We start from the raw sequence: 16,349 nt of genomic DNA on the forward strand, positions 1-16,349 counted from the left end.
GATTGCCGGCGTCGCTCCTGACGCCGCTGCATCGCTATCGCAGTCCGTGGTTGAACGCATGGCCGGCAAGTCCGCTGCGCAATGCCTGCGGGTTCGCCGGGTGCGGGTTCACTGTCGCTTGTCCAGCAGCAGTTGCTGCAGGTAGCGGCCATAGCCGGTCTTGCTCAGGCGCTCGGCCTGGAGGGCCAGCAGGCTCTCGCTGAGCCAGCCCTGCTGGTAGGCGATTTCCTCCAGGCAGGCGACCTTCAGCCCCTGGCGCTCCTCGATGGTCTGCACGAAGTGGCCGGCTTCCATCAGCGACTCGTGGGTGCCGGTGTCCAGCCAGGCGAACCCACGACCGAGCAGGCTGACGCGCAGTTCGCCCAGTTCCAGGTAAAGGTTGTTGATATCGGTGATTTCCAGCTCGCCACGGGCCGAAGGGCGGATCTGACGAGCCATCTCGACGACGCGGTTGTCGTAGAAGTACAGGCCGGTGACGGCGTAGTTCGAGCGCGGTACGCGGGGTTTTTCCTCGATGGAAAGCACCCGCCCTGCGTCGTCGAACTCGACCACGCCGAAGCGCGCCGGGTCCGCTACCTGGTAGCCGAAGACGGTGGCGCCCTGGGTGCGCGCGGCGGCTTCGCGCAGGGTTTCGGTGAAGCCCTGGCCGTAGAAGATGTTGTCGCCCAGCACCAGGCACACCGAGTCGTCGCCGATGAATGGCGCGCCGATCAGGAAAGCCTGCGCCAGGCCATCGGGCGAGGGCTGCACGGCATACTGCAGGCGCACCCCGAACTGCTCGCCATCCCCCAGCAGGGCGCGGAAATTCGGCAGGTCGGCAGGGGTGCAGATCAGCAGGATGTCGTCGATGCCGGCGAGCATCAGCACCGACAGCGGGTAATACACCATCGGCTTGTCGTAGATCGGCAGCAGTTGCTTGGATACGCCCAGGGTAATGGGATGCAGGCGCGTGCCGGAGCCACCGGCGAGGATGATGCCCTTCATGATCTGCCTCCTTGCTTGGCGATCTGTTTGGCGTCGAAGCGCGCCGGATAGTCCGAGCGCTCGGTCAGAAAGGTGTCGATCAGGCTGGAAAGTCGCAGCGCTGAAATGTCCCAGGAGTAGCGCAGGACGTTCTCCTGCCCCAGGCGGCGCAAGTCGGCGCGCAGCTTGTGGTCGAGCAGCACCCGACGCAGGGCGGCCGCAATGCCGGGCGGATCGAGGGGGTCGAAGTACAGCACCGAGTTGCCCAGCACTTCGGGGATCGATGCACTGCTGGCGGCCACCACCGGGCAACCGCAGGCCTGGGCCTCCAGCGGCGGGATGCCGAAGCCTTCGTACAGCGACGGGAAGGCGAAGACGGCGGCGTTGCGGTACTGCTCGATCAGTTGGTCGTCGTCCAGCCGCCCCAGCCAGCGCACCCGATCACCCTGCCCGCTCTGCTGCAGTTGCGCATCGACGAAGCTGCGGTTGGCGGCGCCGACGATGCGCAGCTCCACGTCCAGCTCGCCGAGCAGACGGAACGCTTCGATCAGCCGGGAGAAGTTCTTGTGCGCCGCCGGCGAGGACACCGCCAGTACATAGGGGCGTTCGAGCTGCGTCGGTTCGAGGCCGGTACAGAACTCGGCGGACACCGCATTGGCGATCACGTGGATGCCTTTGGGGTCGACGCCATAGTGCGAGGCGATCTCCTCGCGGGAGAACTCGCTGACCGTGACCTGCGCCAGCGAACGGCGCAGCATCAGCGGGATCATCAGGCGGTACAGCGTGCGAAACTTCCAGGAGAAGCTTTCCGGGTGGCGCACGTAGGTGATGTCGTGGTGCGTGACGACCTGCTTTGAATAGGCCAGCGGTGCCGTGCTGCACAGCGAGACCAGCAGCGGCCGGCCGTGACGGGCCAGCCACAGCGGCAGGTCAACCTGTTCCCAGAGGTGCCCGCTGCGGTGGCCGATCTGTTCGACGCGGAGCTGGCTGGCGATTTCCGGGCGGAGGATTTCGCCGGGCGGTGCAACGAAGTGCAGGTCGCTGCGCAGCCGCGCCAGCGACAGCGAAATCTGCTCGGCGAAGCGCTGCACGCCGCTCACTTGCTGGGTCAGGAAACGCGCGTTGATCACGATCATGAGGGTTCTCCGCGATGGAGTCAGCGCAACGACAGTTGCGGGGCCGACGCGCTGCGCACCAGGGTGGGCGAGGCGTCGATGCGGATGCTGGCCTGGCAGTCGCCACCCGCCTTGGGGCACTGCCAGGGCACCGGCCGGCCCTCGCGGCGGGCAATCCCTTCGACGGCGTCCAGACGCCAGAGGGTGTCGCTGCTGCCGGGCTTGCTGGTGATGTTCAGGGTCTGTTCGTGTCCCAGGGTCCAGGCCACCAGGATTTCCTCGCTGGCCTTGGCGAAGCGCAGCAGGTAGACGTTCGGGTCCTCATTCGGTACGCGGCCGACGAAGCGGTAGCGGCCGATGATGTCGGCAATGCTGGCCATCGCGTGGTAGGCCGGTTTCGGCTGGCCACCGGCGGTGAGCAGGCCGAAGTTGTGCTCCATGTCCGTGCGGTCGATGCCGTCGTCCACCAGGTCATACCACCAGGCACCCTTCACGTTCGGCAGGCTGCGCACCAGCACATAGGCGCGAGCCAGGTAGGCGGCCTGGCGTTCGCGGCTGATACCGCAATCGCCTTCGTGGGCCGGCCAGCTGAACTCGGTGAAGTACAGCGGGACCGGTTTGCCGGCGGCGTTTTCCAGCTTCTGGTTCACGCCCTGGAACCAGTTCAGCCAGGCTTCGGGAGTGGACATCTCGCCCTCGCAGTACACCGAGGGGTGCAGCGAAATACCGTCGACGACATCCAGCGCGCCACCGGCGACGACGCGCTCGGCGAAGCCCTGGCGAATGCCCTTGAGGGTGACGGCTCCAGCGAGCACCTTGGCCTGCGGGTCTTCCTCGCGGATCACCTTGGCGGCCGCGCGCACCAGGGTCAGGTAGTCGTCGCTGAAGTCCTTGTCGGTGGCATTTTCCGAGTCCCATTCGTTCCACACTTCGTAGTAGGCGACCTGCCCCTTGAAGCTGCGCACCACATAACGCACATAGCGCAGATAGCCCTCGCGGGCCACGTCGTCGCGCGGCTTGGCGTTTCCGTAGAACTGGTTCTCGTTGCCCAGGATCAGCAGTGTGCTGATACCCAGGCTGCGAGTGCTGCGCAGCTGCGCACGCCAGGCCGCATCGATGGACAGCACGCCGCGCTCGCGTTCGACGCTGGACCAGTAGGCGTCGTCGCGGAACGACAGGATGCCGGCCTCGCGCGCCAGGCGATTGATGCCGTCGCGATTGCCCGCGCGGATGTTCTGGTGGGTACTGGCGCCGACGATGAATTCAGGCGCGCCGAGGTTTTCCACCGGCGCCTCGTTGGCCAGGGTGCGCGGTGATTGCAGCAGCCCGCCAATCAACAACGTGCAGGCCAGCAGGCTGAGCATGCCGCCCTGCAGGCGCAGGGTGCGCGGCGCCGGTTGCGGCGCGGCTTCGCCTGGCAAGCTCAGGGCGCGGCCGATGGCCAGGCCGAGGAACAGGCTGGGGATCGGCGACTCGAGCACGTCGCTGGTCCAGGCGATGAGCAGGATGCAGTAGGCGATGCCGAGCAGCGCGCGGGCTTCGCGGCCAGGCTGGCGCTGCAGGCGCATCAGCATCGGCACCGCCAGCAGGTAGAGGGCGACACCGGCCACGCCGAACAGGCACCAGAGGTAGAGCAGCGAATTGTCCGCCACCGCCAGCTGCTCGACGCCGAAGATCGGGAAGGCCGCGTAGGCGCTGCCGGTCATGCCCAGGCCGGCTCCGGTATAGATCCAGCCGTTGTAGTCCATCACCTTGATCAGGTTCGGCCAGGTGTTGACCAGGCGATCCACCATCGACCCCATCAGGTTGTCGCCGGTGGCGCTGGCCAGGTACGGGTCGACCTGCGCGTACAGCCCATACAGCGGCAGCAGCAGCGCACCCAGCACCACTACCAGCGCGGCACACAGGAACAGCAGGCGCTGACGGGCGAAACCCATCACCAGCAGGGCGACGAAGAAGGCGCCGGCGGAGGACTTGTTGGTGGTCAGGACGATGCCCACCAGCGCCACCAGGTAGATCAACCCACGTACCGGCAGCGCCAGGCGGAAAGAGCCCAGGTACAGGCTGAACACCGCCAGCATCATCGCCAGGCTCGAGGACATCCGCGAAAAGCCGGCGATGCGGTCCAGACCATAGGCGCTCCAGGAGCGGTTGCCGCTGATCTCGACGCCGCCCATGGAGTAGGTGTAACCCTTCCACGGCACGTTGATGGTGAGATCCAGGGCAATGCCGAGCAGCGAAGCGAGCAGGCAGAAGAAGATGATCCAGCCCATCGCCTTGCGATGCATTTCCAGGTAGGGGCCGCAGAGCAGGCCGAACAGCAGCGGCGCGTAGATGAACACCGAGAAGAGGCCGCTCTTGAACTCGGCCCCATGCAGCCGGCCGAGCAGTAGCGAAGCTGCTGCGAGGATCAGCAGCAACCAGAGGCCACGCTGCTGCGGGCGGGTGAAAAGCTCCCAGCCCACCGCGACGATGCAGGCCACCTTGGGCAGGTAAACGATGGCCGACAGACCCGCCTGGTCGGTGTAGAAGCGCAGCGCACCGTTGAAGGTCTCCACCAGCAGCAAGGCCACCAGCACCCCGAGCGCCAGCAACGAGCGGTCGAAGGTCACGCGGCGGTCGACCTCAAAGCGTGGATACGGGGATTGCAGTTCCATGCTGGACTCCGCGGGTAAGCAGGGTGTGGCGCAGGATGGCTTCGTATTCGTCAAGCATCCGTTCCACGCTGAGCATTGGTGCCACGACCTCACGGGCGCGCGCGGCCAGGCGCTGGCGCAGCGCCGGCTCACGCACCAGGCGTTCGATCGCGTCGCCCAGCGAGTCGCTGCGCTCGGGCGAGCAGAGCAGGCCGTTGATTTCGTCCAGGACGATTTCCGTCAGGCCGCCCATGCGTGAGGCGATCACCGGCAGGTGATGGGCGCAGGCTTCCAGCGCCACCAGCCCGAAGGATTCCGGTGACAGGCTGGGCACCACGGCGACGTCGATTTCACCGAAGAATTCGGCCGCCTTGCGGTAGCCGACGAAGTGCACGCGCTGGGGATCGGCAAGGGACTTCAGCTGGTTCACGTAGGTGCTGTCGCCCCGTCCGGCGATCAGCAGCGAGGCATCGTCGCCGCGTGCCTGGAACTGCTCGATCAGCCACTCCACGCCCTTGTTCGGGGTCAGCGCGCCGATGAAGCCGAAACGCAGCGGACGTCGCCCGCTTGCCGGCGGCGCGACGGGCACCTCCGCCATCGGCGAGCCGTTGTAGACCACATGGGTCTGGCTGCCGGCGAAGTACCCGGCATCGAGCAGCGCATTGAGCTGGTAGCGACTGACGCCGACCACCGCATCGATTTCGCTCGAAGCCGATGCGTGGGAGCGCCGCAGCAGCGCACAGGATGCGCACTGCTGCTCACAGTGGCGACCCTTGTGGAAGCGCACGCCGCGCGGGCAGGTCAGGTACTGGTCATGAAGTATCTGTACGAGCGGCAGACCGGCGTCGCGGATTGCGTCCCAGGCGGAGATCGACCAGCCCGACAGGTTATGGCAGACCACCACGTCCGGCTCGACCTCTTCCAGCACCTTCGCCAGCACGCTGCGCATGCTGCGGTTGTAGCGGTCCAGCCCGTGCCAGGCGAGGCGCTGCAGCGGGCCGTGGCGCTTCTCGTCGAACGGCCAGTAGAGATTGCGCAGGCCGGCGCGCAGCACCGCTACACCGTTGAACGTCTCGCGCTGCAGACCCGCATCCGGCCCGGTGCAGAGCACCTGCACGTCATGCCCACGCCCGCGCAGGCCCTCGGCCATGAGCTGCAGCATGACCTCCGCCCCGCCACCGATGTGCGGGGCGTAGAGGGTGTTGAGCAGCAGCACTCTCATAGCGGGTAGGCCCGGTTCATGCCGAGTGCGCCGGCTTCGCCATCGCGGATCGCCTGCAGCAGCAGGGCCAGGCGGCTCTCGCGCTGGTGGCGGCGGGCGAAGAAGTGCAGCAGGCGGATGAACACCCAGCGGTTGAAGCGGTACATCAGCGGCGAGGTGACCCACAGGTTCTTGTCGAACCAGGCCTGGTTGCGCGCGGCGTAGTAGGCGCGCAGGTCGGAGCTGCCGAGCAGGTAGGTCTCGTAGATGTTGGAGGTGCGCTCCTTGATGTTCCAGGAGTGCTCCAGGTCGTCCAGGCCAGCCTCGGGCACCAGGTAGAGATGCCCGCCGAGGGCGCCGATACGGAAGGTGTACTCGGTGTCGTCGGCGTAGAGCACCAGATCGCGGCGCGGCAGGCCGATGCGCCGGAACAGGTCGGCATGCCCGAGCAGGCCGCCGTAGTAGGCGAATGGCAGCTCCAGCAATGGCTGCGCGCGGCGCGGCTTAGGCTTGCCCCAGGGCGTGCGGCGCCAGAGCTTGTAGGGCAGTTGGCGGACATGGAAGCCGAAGTAGCTGGAGCGTGGCGGCGTGATGAAGCGGGTCGGCACGCCGGAGGCGACATCGGCCTGGTGGGTCGGGCGAAAGCCAAGTACGGCGGTATTGTCGGCACCATGGCGCAGTGCGCAGTCGATCAGACGTTGCTTGAGCAGAGGGAAGGAGCCCGGCGTCGGCGCGTTGTCGTCATCCATCAGCCAGATGAAGTCGCAGCCGGTCTTCAGTGCAGCCTCGATGCCCACGGCGTAGCCATTGGCCGAACCGGTATTGCTGTCCAGCTCGATCACCTGCACGCGGTTGGGCCAGAGCATGAACAGCTGGTCCAGCTCCGCCACCGAGGCATTGCTGACGACAATGGCGCGGGTGATGTCCTTCTCGCGGAAGGCACGAGCCAGAAGCTCTTCCAGATATTCCAGGCGATCGCCATAGGTCAGCGTCACCAACACGGTCGATCCATTCATCTCGCCACTCCTCCTTGTACCTGGCCTTGTCTGGGTTATGCGCCTCAGGCGCGCCAGCCGTCGTTGCCGCCCACCGCCGAGAGCTGGCTGAGCGGGACCCGGATGCGTTGTTCGCGTTGCAGCAGGTTGAGCAGGATCAGGGCGCGCTCGGTGCCGTCGTCGCAGAGGAAGATGGCCTCGACCTCGCATTCGCCTGCGCACTTCAGGCGCACCACCTGGCCTTCGTGGAAGCTGCTGGCAGGCCGCTCGGGCATGCTCGCCAGGCGCTGGCGGATGCCTTCCACCAGGTCGTCGGCCACTGCCAGCGGCTGCGCGCCGAAGCTGACGATGCGCGCCACACCACGGGTGGAGCGGATCGGGAACCAGTTGTCGTGCTGCTGATCGAGGCGGATGAACAGGTAGCCGGGGAACAGCGGCTGGGTCCGGCTGCCCTGCTTCACCACCGGGCGATAGCAGGAAAAACCCTGGCGACCAAGGTTCTCCTCGGCGCGCAGTTCCTGGTGTGGTTTGGTCTGGATCAGGTACCAGCGGTACTGCGCGACATCCAGATCCACGCTGACGATGGAATTCATGACTCGTACTCCCCAAGGATGTCGGACGAGGGAGCGGGCCGCTCCAGGGTGTAGCGGCCCAGCAACCGCTGCATCTCGTCCGGCGGGTTGAACATCAGCACGTCGATGATCGACAGGCTGGGGACGAAATCAGGGCTGAACTGCGGGTAGCTCAACTCGTCCATGCGCAGGAATTGCAGCTCCAGGCCGTGGGCCTGGAACACCTCGGGCGAGTACAGGTGACGTCCGCCCTCCGGGTTGAGGTAGACGTCGCCACCGCTCTGTTTCACCGCTTCGATCAGGCGCTGGTCGCGGCCGATATCGTCGGCCAGGTCCAGCTCGGAAACCCGTGCCATGGGTGTGTCGATGCCCATGTAATGGCAGATGCGGCGGATCGAGTGTTCGGCGAAGTGCGACAGGTTGCGCTCGGGGTGTTCGAGGATTTCCTCCAGCAGCGGCATCACCTGCGGGTAGCACGGTGCACGGTGGTAGGCATGGCGGATGGTGTGCAGCAGGCGCTGGTTGCTCAGGCGCATCTGCTCGCTCAGCCTTCTCTCATTGATCGCCTGGGTCTGCGAGCCCTGTTCCAGCGGGAAGCTGAACTGCCAGATCTTCCCGCCGACCAGCAGGCGATTGCGATTGATCCAGCCGCGCCGGGTGTACTGCAGGCTGTCGCCGAGAATGAACAGGCTGCTCGCGGCGATCAGCTGGAAGTACCCCAGGTAGGGGAACAGGTACGGCTGCATGAGGCTGACGATATGGACCATGGCTGCATCCCTTCCCTATTCCTGTTTCAGTCCTTGGCGTCGTAGCGGTAGGCGTAGGCGCCGTAGTCGTATGCCGCGGTCGAGGCCTTGCGTTTCACACCGTTGAGGATCGCGCCCTGCAGGTGGATGCCGCTCTGCCCCAGGCGCCGCCGTGCGGTGTCGATCTCGCTCGCCGGGCTCTGGCCGAAGCGCGTCACCAGCAGGCAGATGCCGCACAGCCGGCCGACCAGGGCGGCGTCGGTCACCGCCAGCACCGGCGGGGTGTCGACTATCACCAGGTCGTACATCGACGAGGCATCGCGCAGCAGCTGGGCAAAGTTCTCGTGCATCAGCAGCTCGGAGGGGTTGGGCGCGGCGAAGCCGCAGGAGATGAAGTCCAGCTCCGGCACCTCGGTGGGCAGGATCACTTCGCTCAGCGGACGGTGCGAACTCAGCGCGTCGGACAGGCCGTGGCGCGGGGTCAGGCCGAACACCCGGTGCAGGTAGCCCTTGCGCATGTCGGCGTCGATCAGCAGGGTGCGCAGGCCAGATTGCGCGACGATGGCCGCGAGGTTGCTGGAGACGAACGACTTGCCGGCGCCCGGCGCCGGGCTGGTGAGCATCACCACGTTGTTGCGCGCTTCGAGCAGGGCGAAATGCAGGTTGGTGCGCAGGCTGCGGATCGCCTCGTTGGCCAGGTCACCGGGGGCCGACGCGGCCAGCAGCTTGGGTGTATGGCCGAGGATGTCACCCTTGCGCTCCTTCTCCAGACGCTCCTGCTGCCGCGAGTAGGGGATCGCGGCGAGGACCGAGAGGCCGAGCTGTTCGATCGCCTCGGGGTTCTCCACGCCACGGTAGAAGGCCTGGCGCAGGAACAGGATCGCGAGGGCGACGCAGAAGCCGAGCAGGGTGGCGAGCAGCACGATGACCTTGCGCATCGGCTTGGCCGGCTGCTCGACGTTGGCCTGGGCGGTGTCGATCACCCGCACGTTGCCGATGGTGCCGGCGCGGATGATGTCCTGCTCCTGGGCCTTGTTCAGCAGGTTGGTGTAGGTCTGACGGGTGACCTGCATGTCACGGGACAGGCGCAGCAGTTCCTGCTGGGTAGCCGGCAGGGTCTGGATGCGTTTCTGCAGTTGTGCCTTGCGGTCTTCCAGACTGCCCATCTGCTTGAGCAGCGCCTGGTAGGTCGGATGCGTCGGGGTGTACAGGCGGTCGTACTCGGCGCGCTTGAGCTTGAGCTCGGAAAGCTGGTTGTCGATGCCCACCACCTGGTCCAGCACACCACGGGTCTCGACGCTGATGTCGGCGGATTTGGCAGTGGTCTGGTAGGCGTTGTAAGCGGCCTCGGCCTTCTCCAGGTCCAGGCGTACCACCGGCAGTTGCGAGCGCAGGAACTGCAGGCGCTGGGACGCTTCGGCGGAACTGCGCTCGACGTTCTGCAGCACGTAGAGGTGGCTGATCTTGTCGAGGATGCGGTCGGCCTGCAGCGGGTTCGGATCTTCCAGGGTCATGTAGATGATCCCCGAGTCCTTGCCGGCCTCGGCCACCTTGAGCAGCTTCTGGTAGTTCAGGGTCGTGGTGAGCAGGCGGTTCTTCGCCACGATGAACTCGGTGCCGGGGCGCGCCACCAGCTCATCCACCTCGATGCTGAAGCCCTTCTCCATCACGGTTTTCTTCAGCTCGCCGCGCAGGATCAGCTGGTCGTCGGCGTTGAGCAGGTGATAGGCGTCGCCACCGTCGGCCACCAGGGTCAGCGGTTCGCCCAGGTACTCCTCCGGTACGTCGAGCGAGAACACCTTGATCTGCTCGCCGCCCCAGCCGTAGGCACCCATGCCCAGCCAGGGCGCAGCCAGCGTCTGCCCGGCCTCGGGATGGTAGCGGCGTGCCAGGTAGTCACCGATCAGCGGCAGGCGCTTGGGCTTGGCGATGATGTCCAGCTTCAGCAGCTCGACCGCCTTGCCGAGTACCGCGCGCGATTTCAGCAGTTCGATTTCGGTGGAGGCGATCGACACCGAGTCGGGGCGATTGATCACCTCCGGCGTGCCGTTCAGGCCGTTCTTCTTCTGCTCGATCTGGATCATCGCGCCGGAAACGTAGATCGGCGTGGCGACCACTGCATAGAAGAGCCCGAGCACCGCGAACAGGCCGGTGACGGCGAGGATCATCTTCTTGTGATCGAACAGCAGGCGCAGCAGGCCGGCAACGTCGATGCGGGTGTCCTGGAGCGTTTCCAGGGACGAGCGGGGCATGACACTCATGGACTTCCATCCTCCATTGAGGTGGCGCGGATCAGCGCGCCTGAATCGGGTTCAGCCGCTTGAGCAGGTTGGCGCCGTGGTTGCCGATCAGCAGCAGGAAGGCCTGCACCTTGCGCATGGGCGAGACGGCGGCCATGGACATCCGGCAGACCTGCATCAGGAAGTACTCGTTGAGCTCCTGGCTTCCCACACGCTGGTAGTAGCGCGACAGGCAGTAGTAGGTGTGCAGGGTCATCTGCTGCTGCACGCGATCGGCCTGCATGGAGAAGATCCCACCCTGGTGCACGCGGTAGGCAGCCGGGCGGATTTCCTCGATGAACTTGCCCTTGCCGAAGGCCCCCAGCAGCGACCACCAGCACAGGTCGACCATGCGCGTGGTGCGAAGCTCCTCGGGCATCTCGGTCAGGACGTTGCGGAAACAGGTGGTCAACGTCGAGATCGGCCGCGCCTGCTGCAGCTCCAGACGGCTGGCGTCGCGGCGGTACTTGCCGGTGAGTTGCCGGGGCTTGATCACGCCGTCTTCGTTGTAGGTGTAGGCGTCGTGGTAGGTGATCACGTAGTCCGGGTTCTGCTCCAGGAAGTCGACCTGGATCTGCAGCTTGCGCGGGTCGGTCCAGTAATCGTCGCCCTCGCAGTAGGCGATGTAGCGCCCGCGCGCCTTGCGGAACACCGGCAGGCCGTGGGAGACGCCCTTGGAGTACTGGTTTTCCTTGTGGAAGATCGGCTTGATGATGTGCGGGTAGCGCGCGGCGTAGTCGGCGATCAGCTCACTGGTGCCGTCGTTGGAGGCGTCGTCGTTGACCAGCACTTCGAAGCGGAAGTCGGTGACCTGCTCGAGGAAGCTGTCCAGCGTGCGGCCGATGTAGTTCACCTGGTTGTAGGCCAGGCAGACGATGCTCAGGAGGGGCTTCGGGTCTTCCGGCCAGTTGGAGAGGATCTGCAGCTCGGAGCGGATATCCATGTCTAGACACTCGGCTTTTGGGACGGTTTGAACAGGCGCAGCAAAGCCGGGGCAGAGCCCGCGCCCACGAGGAACAAGGTGATCAGGCCGCACACGGCCAGCGCCGCCAGCAGCCACAGGCGCTCGCCGGAACGGGCCAGCAGCGCGTAGAAGGGCTCGCTGAGCAACAGACCGGCGGCGCTGAGCGCGGCGATCTGCAGCGTGTCGCGCAGCCAGGTGCCGTGCAGGCCGGGGGCGAAGGTGCGGTGCACGATCGCCGGCCAGATCAGGAACGACGCCAGGCGCAGTCCGAACCAGCACATCGCCACGCCCACTACGCCGTAGAGATAGGCGCTGGCGATCACCAGCGGCACCGTCACCAGGGTGGAGATGACGCTGTACCAGACGTGCATGCGCAGCTGACCGTGGGCGTACTGCAGGTAGAACTGGAAGCTGGCCACCGCCAGCAGGCCTGAGCCGAGTACGTACCAGGCCAGGATCGGCCGGCACCAACTGGCGGCCACGGCATCGCCGCTCCAGGCCAGGACCAGGTCATGACCATGAGCGGCGATCACCGCGACCATCGGGAACAGCAGCACACAGACGAAGCGGTTCGCCTTGAGATAGAGCTGCTGCATGTCTTCGTGGCGTTCTTCGGCGACCAGCATGGTCATGCGCGGCAGCAGCGACTGCGCCAGCGGATTGACCAGCGTGAGGATGCCGCCCGAAATCAGCGCCACCAGGGAGAAGTAGCCGTACTGCTGCAGCGGCAGCAGGTTCGACAGCAGGACCTTGTCCAGCTGGGTAAGCACGATCCACAGGCAGGAGGAGAAGGACATGCCCAGGGCGAAGGGCAGCACCGGGCGCACCGTGTCCCAGCAGAAGCGGGTCAGCAGGCGCACGTCCATCCACAGGTAGGCCTTGCCGCCCAGTAGCAGCGCCTCGATCAGCGACACCACGACCTGGAACTGGAAGAACACCAGCGGGTCCTGGCTGACCTGAGCCACCAGCAGCAGGCCGCCGAAGTAGCGCAGGGTGGTGATGAACACGTTCACTGCGTTGATGAAGCCGTGCAGCTCCTGCCCCTGCAGCGCACTGCGGTACAGGGTGGCGTATAGCCGCAGGGCCACCAGCAGGCCCATCAGGCTGATGCACTGCGCCACCAGGTCGGGCGAGAGTTGCTGCACGTTGAGCCACCGCCCGGCGATCCAGGTGCTTGCGCCCCACACCGCCAGGCTGCTGAGGAGGGTCAGCGGCAGCATGATCAGTTCGAAGGAGCGCAGCAGGCGCGCCTGGCCCTGACCTTCACCGTTGACGCCGCGGCCATGGGCGACCTGGCGCACCAGCGCGGGCGACAGGCCGGCATCGAGCAGCAGCAACCAGCTCTGCAACACCGCGAAGAAGCCGATCAGACCGTAGGCCTCGGCCCCGAGGTGGCCGAGGTAGAACGGCTGGATCAGGATGCCGATGACGATGGCGTACGCCTGCCCTGCGTAGTTCAGCAGGGTGTTGCGGACCATCGACAGCGAGCGGGCGGCGCGCATGATCGTCCCCTTACACCGCGACGGCGACGCGGCCGCTTTCCAGCAGCAGCACTTCGATCACCGCGCGCTGGATTTCCTGCGGCAGCCCCGGGTACAGCGGCAGGCAGAGAATGCGCTGGCTCAGCTCGCGGGACAGCACTTGAGGCACCTGCGGAGCGAGGTAATCGAGGGTGTCCAGCGACGGGTAGAAGTACCGCCGCGGATTGACCCCGATCTCGTTCAGCGCGGTGCGCACGCGCAGCACCTGGGCCTCGTCGCGCAGGCCGATGGGGTAGTAGCTGTTATTCAGCCGGGCGTAGCTCTCGGTGGCTTGCAGGTCGTAGTAGCCGCTGAGCGCGGCGGTGTAGCGGGCGGCGATCTCCTCGCGCTGGGCGAGGATGCTGTCGATTTCGTCGAGCACGCACAGGCCCATGGCGGCGGAGAACTCGTTGAGCTTGGCGTTGATCCCCAACCCGACGATCTGGTCGACGCCGGCGATGCCGAAGTTGCACATCAGGCGGATCTGCTTCGCCAGGTCGTCATCGGAGGTGACGATGGCGCCGCCCTCGATGGTGTGGAACAGCTTGGTGGCGTGGAAGCTCAGGGTGGTGGCATCCCCCCAGGCCAGCACCGAGCGGTCGCGGTATCGCGAGCCGAAGGCGTGTGCGCCGTCGTAGATCACTTTCAACTGGTTGCGCTGGGCCACCGCCTGAATCTCCTCCACCGCACAGGGATTACCGAACACGTGGGTGGCGACGATGGCGGTGGTATCCGGCGCAAGGCTGGCTTCGATGCGCGCAGGGTCGAGGTTCCAGGTCCGCGGATCGATGTCGGCGAAGCGCGGACGGATGCTCTCCCACTGCAGCGTGCTGCTGGTGGCAACGAAGCTGAAGGGGGTAGTCACGGCACTGCCGGTCACGCCCAGGGCCCGGTAGGCCACTTGCAGGGCGATGGTGCCGTTGTTGGTGAGAATCACATGGCGAACGCCGAAGTAGTCCTGCAGGCGCTCTTCCAACTCCGTGACGAAGGGGCCGTGGTTGGTGATCCAGCCGGAGGCATAGATCTGTTCCACGTAGGCCTTGAACTTGTCCAGGTTGCCCAGGTAGGTCTTGGTCACATTGATCACGGTCGCATCCCTCTGTTGGATGGAAAGTCCGTTGGCAGTCGAGCCGGCGAACACGCCGCTCAACCCAGCGCCGACAGCGCGAAGGGTGCGTCGTCGATGCGGGATTCCATGGATTGCGCCGCTTGCGGCGCGCGGTTGGCCAGGTGTTCCTGCAGGGCCTCGATGACCCGGCCGCTGGCGTCGTTGTGGAACTGCCAGACGCCGTAGATGCGGCTGTCGAAGGAACGCTCGCTGCCCAGCATCGGGTTGGCCGCAAGACCGGAGCCAAGGCCGAAGCTGTAGAGGCCGGGAATCGGCCGGCCGGTGTGGTCGCGCAGGCAGCCGGCAGCGTCGGAGTCCAGCCCGCCTTTGCTCTCGCGCACCTGCAGCGGCTCACCATTGGCACGGCGTAAAGCCGGCAGGCACGGCTGGTAGCCGATGGCCTGGACGAATACGCCATCGTCGCTGCAGCACTGCTCCAGGCGCTCGCGGACGGCGGGTGAGCGATCCTCCAGGCTCAGCAGCTCGACCTTCACCCGGGTGCCGCTGACCAAGCCGTTGGACAGTACGTCGGTACCAACCTGGTGGGCGCGGTAGCGCAGGCCCCCGGAGCGGTTGACTCGACCGGACACCGGGCAGACGTCCATGCCTTCGTCCACCACGTAGCCGGCCGCGCGCGCTTCTTCGACGCTCTCGAAGAACAGGCGGATCGGCGCGCGGTGCAGCAGGGTAATCTGCTCGAGGCCCAGGCAATCCAGGGCGCAGGCGAGGTTGTCGAGAATCGAGAAAGCGCTGTGGGAGCCGCCGACCACGGTGAAGCGGGTACCCGGAGTCACCCGGTCGCCGAACAGCTCCACCAGCTCCGCGGCGTTCAGGCTCAGCAGCGCGTCGGAGGAGTAGACCGTGGGGCCGTCGTGGGACAGGTGCAGGTCCTGCTCGGCCAGGCTCCAGTTCAGGTACTCGCGGTTCTGCCGGCCGCCCAGGTTCATCACCAGCGAACCTGCGCCAATCTGAGCGGTGTGGGAGCCGCTGCGCAGTGCCAGCTGGAAGCTGCCGTCGTCCAGTGCGGTGATCTTTTCGATACGTGTACCCAGCGCCACTTCGACGCCCAGGTGCTCGGTGACGTAGCGCATGAACAGCGTCGAGGCGTGCGCCAGCAACTCGCCCACCTGGGTGAGCATCGGCGCGCCGTGGGGATCGTTCTGCAGGGCGCGGAAAGCCTGGGAATGCGCCAGGGGCGCAAAGATGGGCAGCAACGCCGGATCGCGCAGGCAGTCGAGGAACACATCCCCCACCGAGTTGGCGGTGATGTGGTAGTCCCCCAACCGGCCACGGCCGACCGCCAGCGCAGCGTCCACCACCAGCAGACCATCACGGGCGAGGCTCGCCAATGCACCGGTCTTGTAGGCGTTGAACAGGAAGCCCATGCCTGCCGGACCGGCGCCGCCGACCACACAGGCATAGTTGGAACGAAGCGATTGCTCGGCCATCAGCCTTGACTCCCAGCGCGGCGGGGCGCGCGGCTCTCGTGAGGCCGGCGCTGTCGGCCGGCAGGGTGGCGGCGTTCGCGCCGGGATTCCGTCACTCGCGGCGCGGCCGCAGGCGCGCGCACCTGTTTCGAGAAGGTCGCGGGGGCTGGTCCGGAAGGGGTGGCGAACACCTGCAGGGCAACTTCAACACGGCATCGAAGTTGCTGTTTCAGAGTTGAAACAATCAGTGCCTGGCGCGGATCAAGTTCAACCGAAAGTTCAGGCCTGTTACACCTTGAACTACGCCTGGAAAGAGGGGCATAACTAACTTTCGAACTAACAAAAGCACTAGGACTAAACTTTTCAATTGCGCCGCGGGGAGGGGCGCAATACTCCTGCCGTTTCACCAGCGAAACACTTTCCGCCCGGGAAGCGTTGCTCTTCCTGCTTGTTTTCACGGCATGGAAAGTGCCGTCGAATTCCATCAATGCAGCGGCCATCGTTACTCACTCCACTCCAGGAGACGCTCTGCACCGGGCCTTTGGTAAAATTCGAAGACAAGGCTACCGCCCGAGTTCGAATGACCCGATTCAAACAACGACAATCAACTGTTCGTCCCTGGAGTGGCCGCTAGTTTTCGCTGGGCAAAGCTACCGCCCTTCGGCCTGTTCCGAAAATCTGGAAAAACAACAGCAAAAAACTATCGCGCTTCCGCAGCCAAGAAGGCCGGCGAAAGTTGTCAGGCAGCGATAGGAAAATGACAGGAAGAAGAACCAGGTGTCGCGGAGGATGGAAAGGGGATTCATCAGTAACCCGATACTGT

The 16,349-nt window shown here is 65.6% G+C and carries 12 protein-coding genes; all 12 read right to left on the reverse strand.

All coding sequences use genetic code 11. From position 1 onward, the window contains the following. Positions 1–108: 108 nt before the first annotated feature. From rfbA to FAS41_RS17530, 12 genes are read right to left on the reverse strand one after another with little or no spacing between them, the layout of a single operon-like run. The gene (gene rfbA / locus FAS41_RS17475; RefSeq protein ID WP_138524445.1) at positions 109–984 is read right to left on the reverse strand and encodes a glucose-1-phosphate thymidylyltransferase RfbA; all 876 of its coding nucleotides are present in this window, start codon (positions 982–984) and stop codon (positions 109–111) included. Continuing rightward, the gene (locus FAS41_RS17480) at positions 981–2,099 is read right to left on the reverse strand and encodes a glycosyltransferase family 4 protein (RefSeq protein WP_138524447.1); all 1,119 of its coding nucleotides are present in this window, start codon (positions 2,097–2,099) and stop codon (positions 981–983) included. The genes rfbA and FAS41_RS17480 overlap by 4 nt, the downstream gene beginning before the upstream one ends. A gap of 20 nt (positions 2,100–2,119) precedes the next feature. After that, on the reverse strand, positions 2,120–4,735 hold the full coding sequence (locus tag FAS41_RS17485) for a GH39 family glycosyl hydrolase (RefSeq protein WP_138524449.1): 2,616 nt from the start codon (positions 4,733–4,735) through the stop codon (positions 2,120–2,122). Beyond that, positions 4,704–5,936: a glycosyltransferase family 4 protein gene (locus FAS41_RS17490; RefSeq protein WP_138524451.1), complete on the reverse strand. Its 1,233-nt coding sequence runs from the start codon at positions 5,934–5,936 to the stop codon at positions 4,704–4,706. The genes FAS41_RS17485 and FAS41_RS17490 overlap by 32 nt, the downstream gene beginning before the upstream one ends. Next, positions 5,933–6,931, reverse strand: coding sequence for a glycosyltransferase (locus FAS41_RS17495; protein ID WP_138524453.1), 999 nt, complete (start codon positions 6,929–6,931; stop codon positions 5,933–5,935). Before FAS41_RS17495 ends, FAS41_RS17490 begins: the two co-directional genes overlap by 4 nt. Before the next feature lie 44 nt (positions 6,932–6,975). Then, positions 6,976–7,503 (reverse strand): transcription/translation regulatory transformer protein RfaH, encoded by a 528-nt coding sequence (gene rfaH / locus FAS41_RS17500; RefSeq protein WP_138524455.1) that lies wholly within the window; start codon positions 7,501–7,503, stop codon positions 6,976–6,978. Further along, on the reverse strand, positions 7,500–8,249 hold the full coding sequence (locus FAS41_RS17505) for a WbqC family protein (protein WP_138524457.1): 750 nt from the start codon (positions 8,247–8,249) through the stop codon (positions 7,500–7,502). The genes rfaH and FAS41_RS17505 overlap by 4 nt, the downstream gene beginning before the upstream one ends. Positions 8,250–8,275: 26 nt before the next feature. Further along, a complete protein-coding gene (locus FAS41_RS17510) occupies positions 8,276–10,489 on the reverse strand; it encodes a polysaccharide biosynthesis tyrosine autokinase (protein ID WP_138524459.1) in 2,214 nt (737 codons plus the stop codon). A gap of 31 nt (positions 10,490–10,520) precedes the next feature. After that, a complete protein-coding gene (locus tag FAS41_RS17515; RefSeq protein WP_138524461.1) occupies positions 10,521–11,450 on the reverse strand; it encodes a glycosyltransferase family 2 protein in 930 nt (309 codons plus the stop codon). Between the two features lie 2 nt (positions 11,451–11,452). Beyond that, positions 11,453–12,973 (reverse strand): lipopolysaccharide biosynthesis protein, encoded by a 1,521-nt coding sequence (locus tag FAS41_RS17520; protein ID WP_138524463.1) that lies wholly within the window; start codon positions 12,971–12,973, stop codon positions 11,453–11,455. A gap of 10 nt (positions 12,974–12,983) precedes the next feature. Then, positions 12,984–14,078: a DegT/DnrJ/EryC1/StrS family aminotransferase gene (locus FAS41_RS17525; RefSeq protein ID WP_138524465.1), complete on the reverse strand. Its 1,095-nt coding sequence runs from the start codon at positions 14,076–14,078 to the stop codon at positions 12,984–12,986. 59 nt (positions 14,079–14,137) lie between these two features. Further along, entirely contained in the window at positions 14,138–15,547 is a 1,410-nt protein-coding gene (locus FAS41_RS17530; RefSeq protein WP_138524467.1) for a hypothetical protein, read from the reverse strand. Positions 15,548–16,349: the final 802 nt, after the last annotated feature.

Origin of the sequence: Pseudomonas nicosulfuronedens, assembly GCF_005877905.1 — a bacterium.
Taxonomy (GTDB): domain Bacteria; phylum Pseudomonadota; class Gammaproteobacteria; order Pseudomonadales; family Pseudomonadaceae; genus Pseudomonas; species Pseudomonas nicosulfuronedens.

Coding starts and splice junctions, on each gene's coding strand:
- rfbA (WP_138524445.1), bottom strand. CDS start 984: ATGAAGGGCATCATCCTCGCCGGTGGCTCCGGCACGCGCCTGCATCCC.
- FAS41_RS17480 (WP_138524447.1), bottom strand. CDS start 2,099: ATGATCGTGATCAACGCGCGTTTCCTGACCCAGCAAGTGAGCGGCGTG.
- FAS41_RS17485 (WP_138524449.1), bottom strand. CDS start 4,735: ATGGAACTGCAATCCCCGTATCCACGCTTTGAGGTCGACCGCCGCGTG.
- FAS41_RS17490 (WP_138524451.1), bottom strand. CDS start 5,936: ATGAGAGTGCTGCTGCTCAACACCCTCTACGCCCCGCACATCGGTGGC.
- FAS41_RS17495 (WP_138524453.1), bottom strand. CDS start 6,931: ATGAATGGATCGACCGTGTTGGTGACGCTGACCTATGGCGATCGCCTG.
- rfaH (WP_138524455.1), bottom strand. CDS start 7,503: ATGAATTCCATCGTCAGCGTGGATCTGGATGTCGCGCAGTACCGCTGG.
- FAS41_RS17505 (WP_138524457.1), bottom strand. CDS start 8,249: ATGGTCCATATCGTCAGCCTCATGCAGCCGTACCTGTTCCCCTACCTG.
- FAS41_RS17510 (WP_138524459.1), bottom strand. CDS start 10,489: ATGAGTGTCATGCCCCGCTCGTCCCTGGAAACGCTCCAGGACACCCGC.
- FAS41_RS17515 (WP_138524461.1), bottom strand. CDS start 11,450: ATGGATATCCGCTCCGAGCTGCAGATCCTCTCCAACTGGCCGGAAGAC.
- FAS41_RS17520 (WP_138524463.1), bottom strand. CDS start 12,973: ATGCGCGCCGCCCGCTCGCTGTCGATGGTCCGCAACACCCTGCTGAAC.
- FAS41_RS17530 (WP_138524467.1), bottom strand. CDS start 15,547: ATGGCCGAGCAATCGCTTCGTTCCAACTATGCCTGTGTGGTCGGCGGC.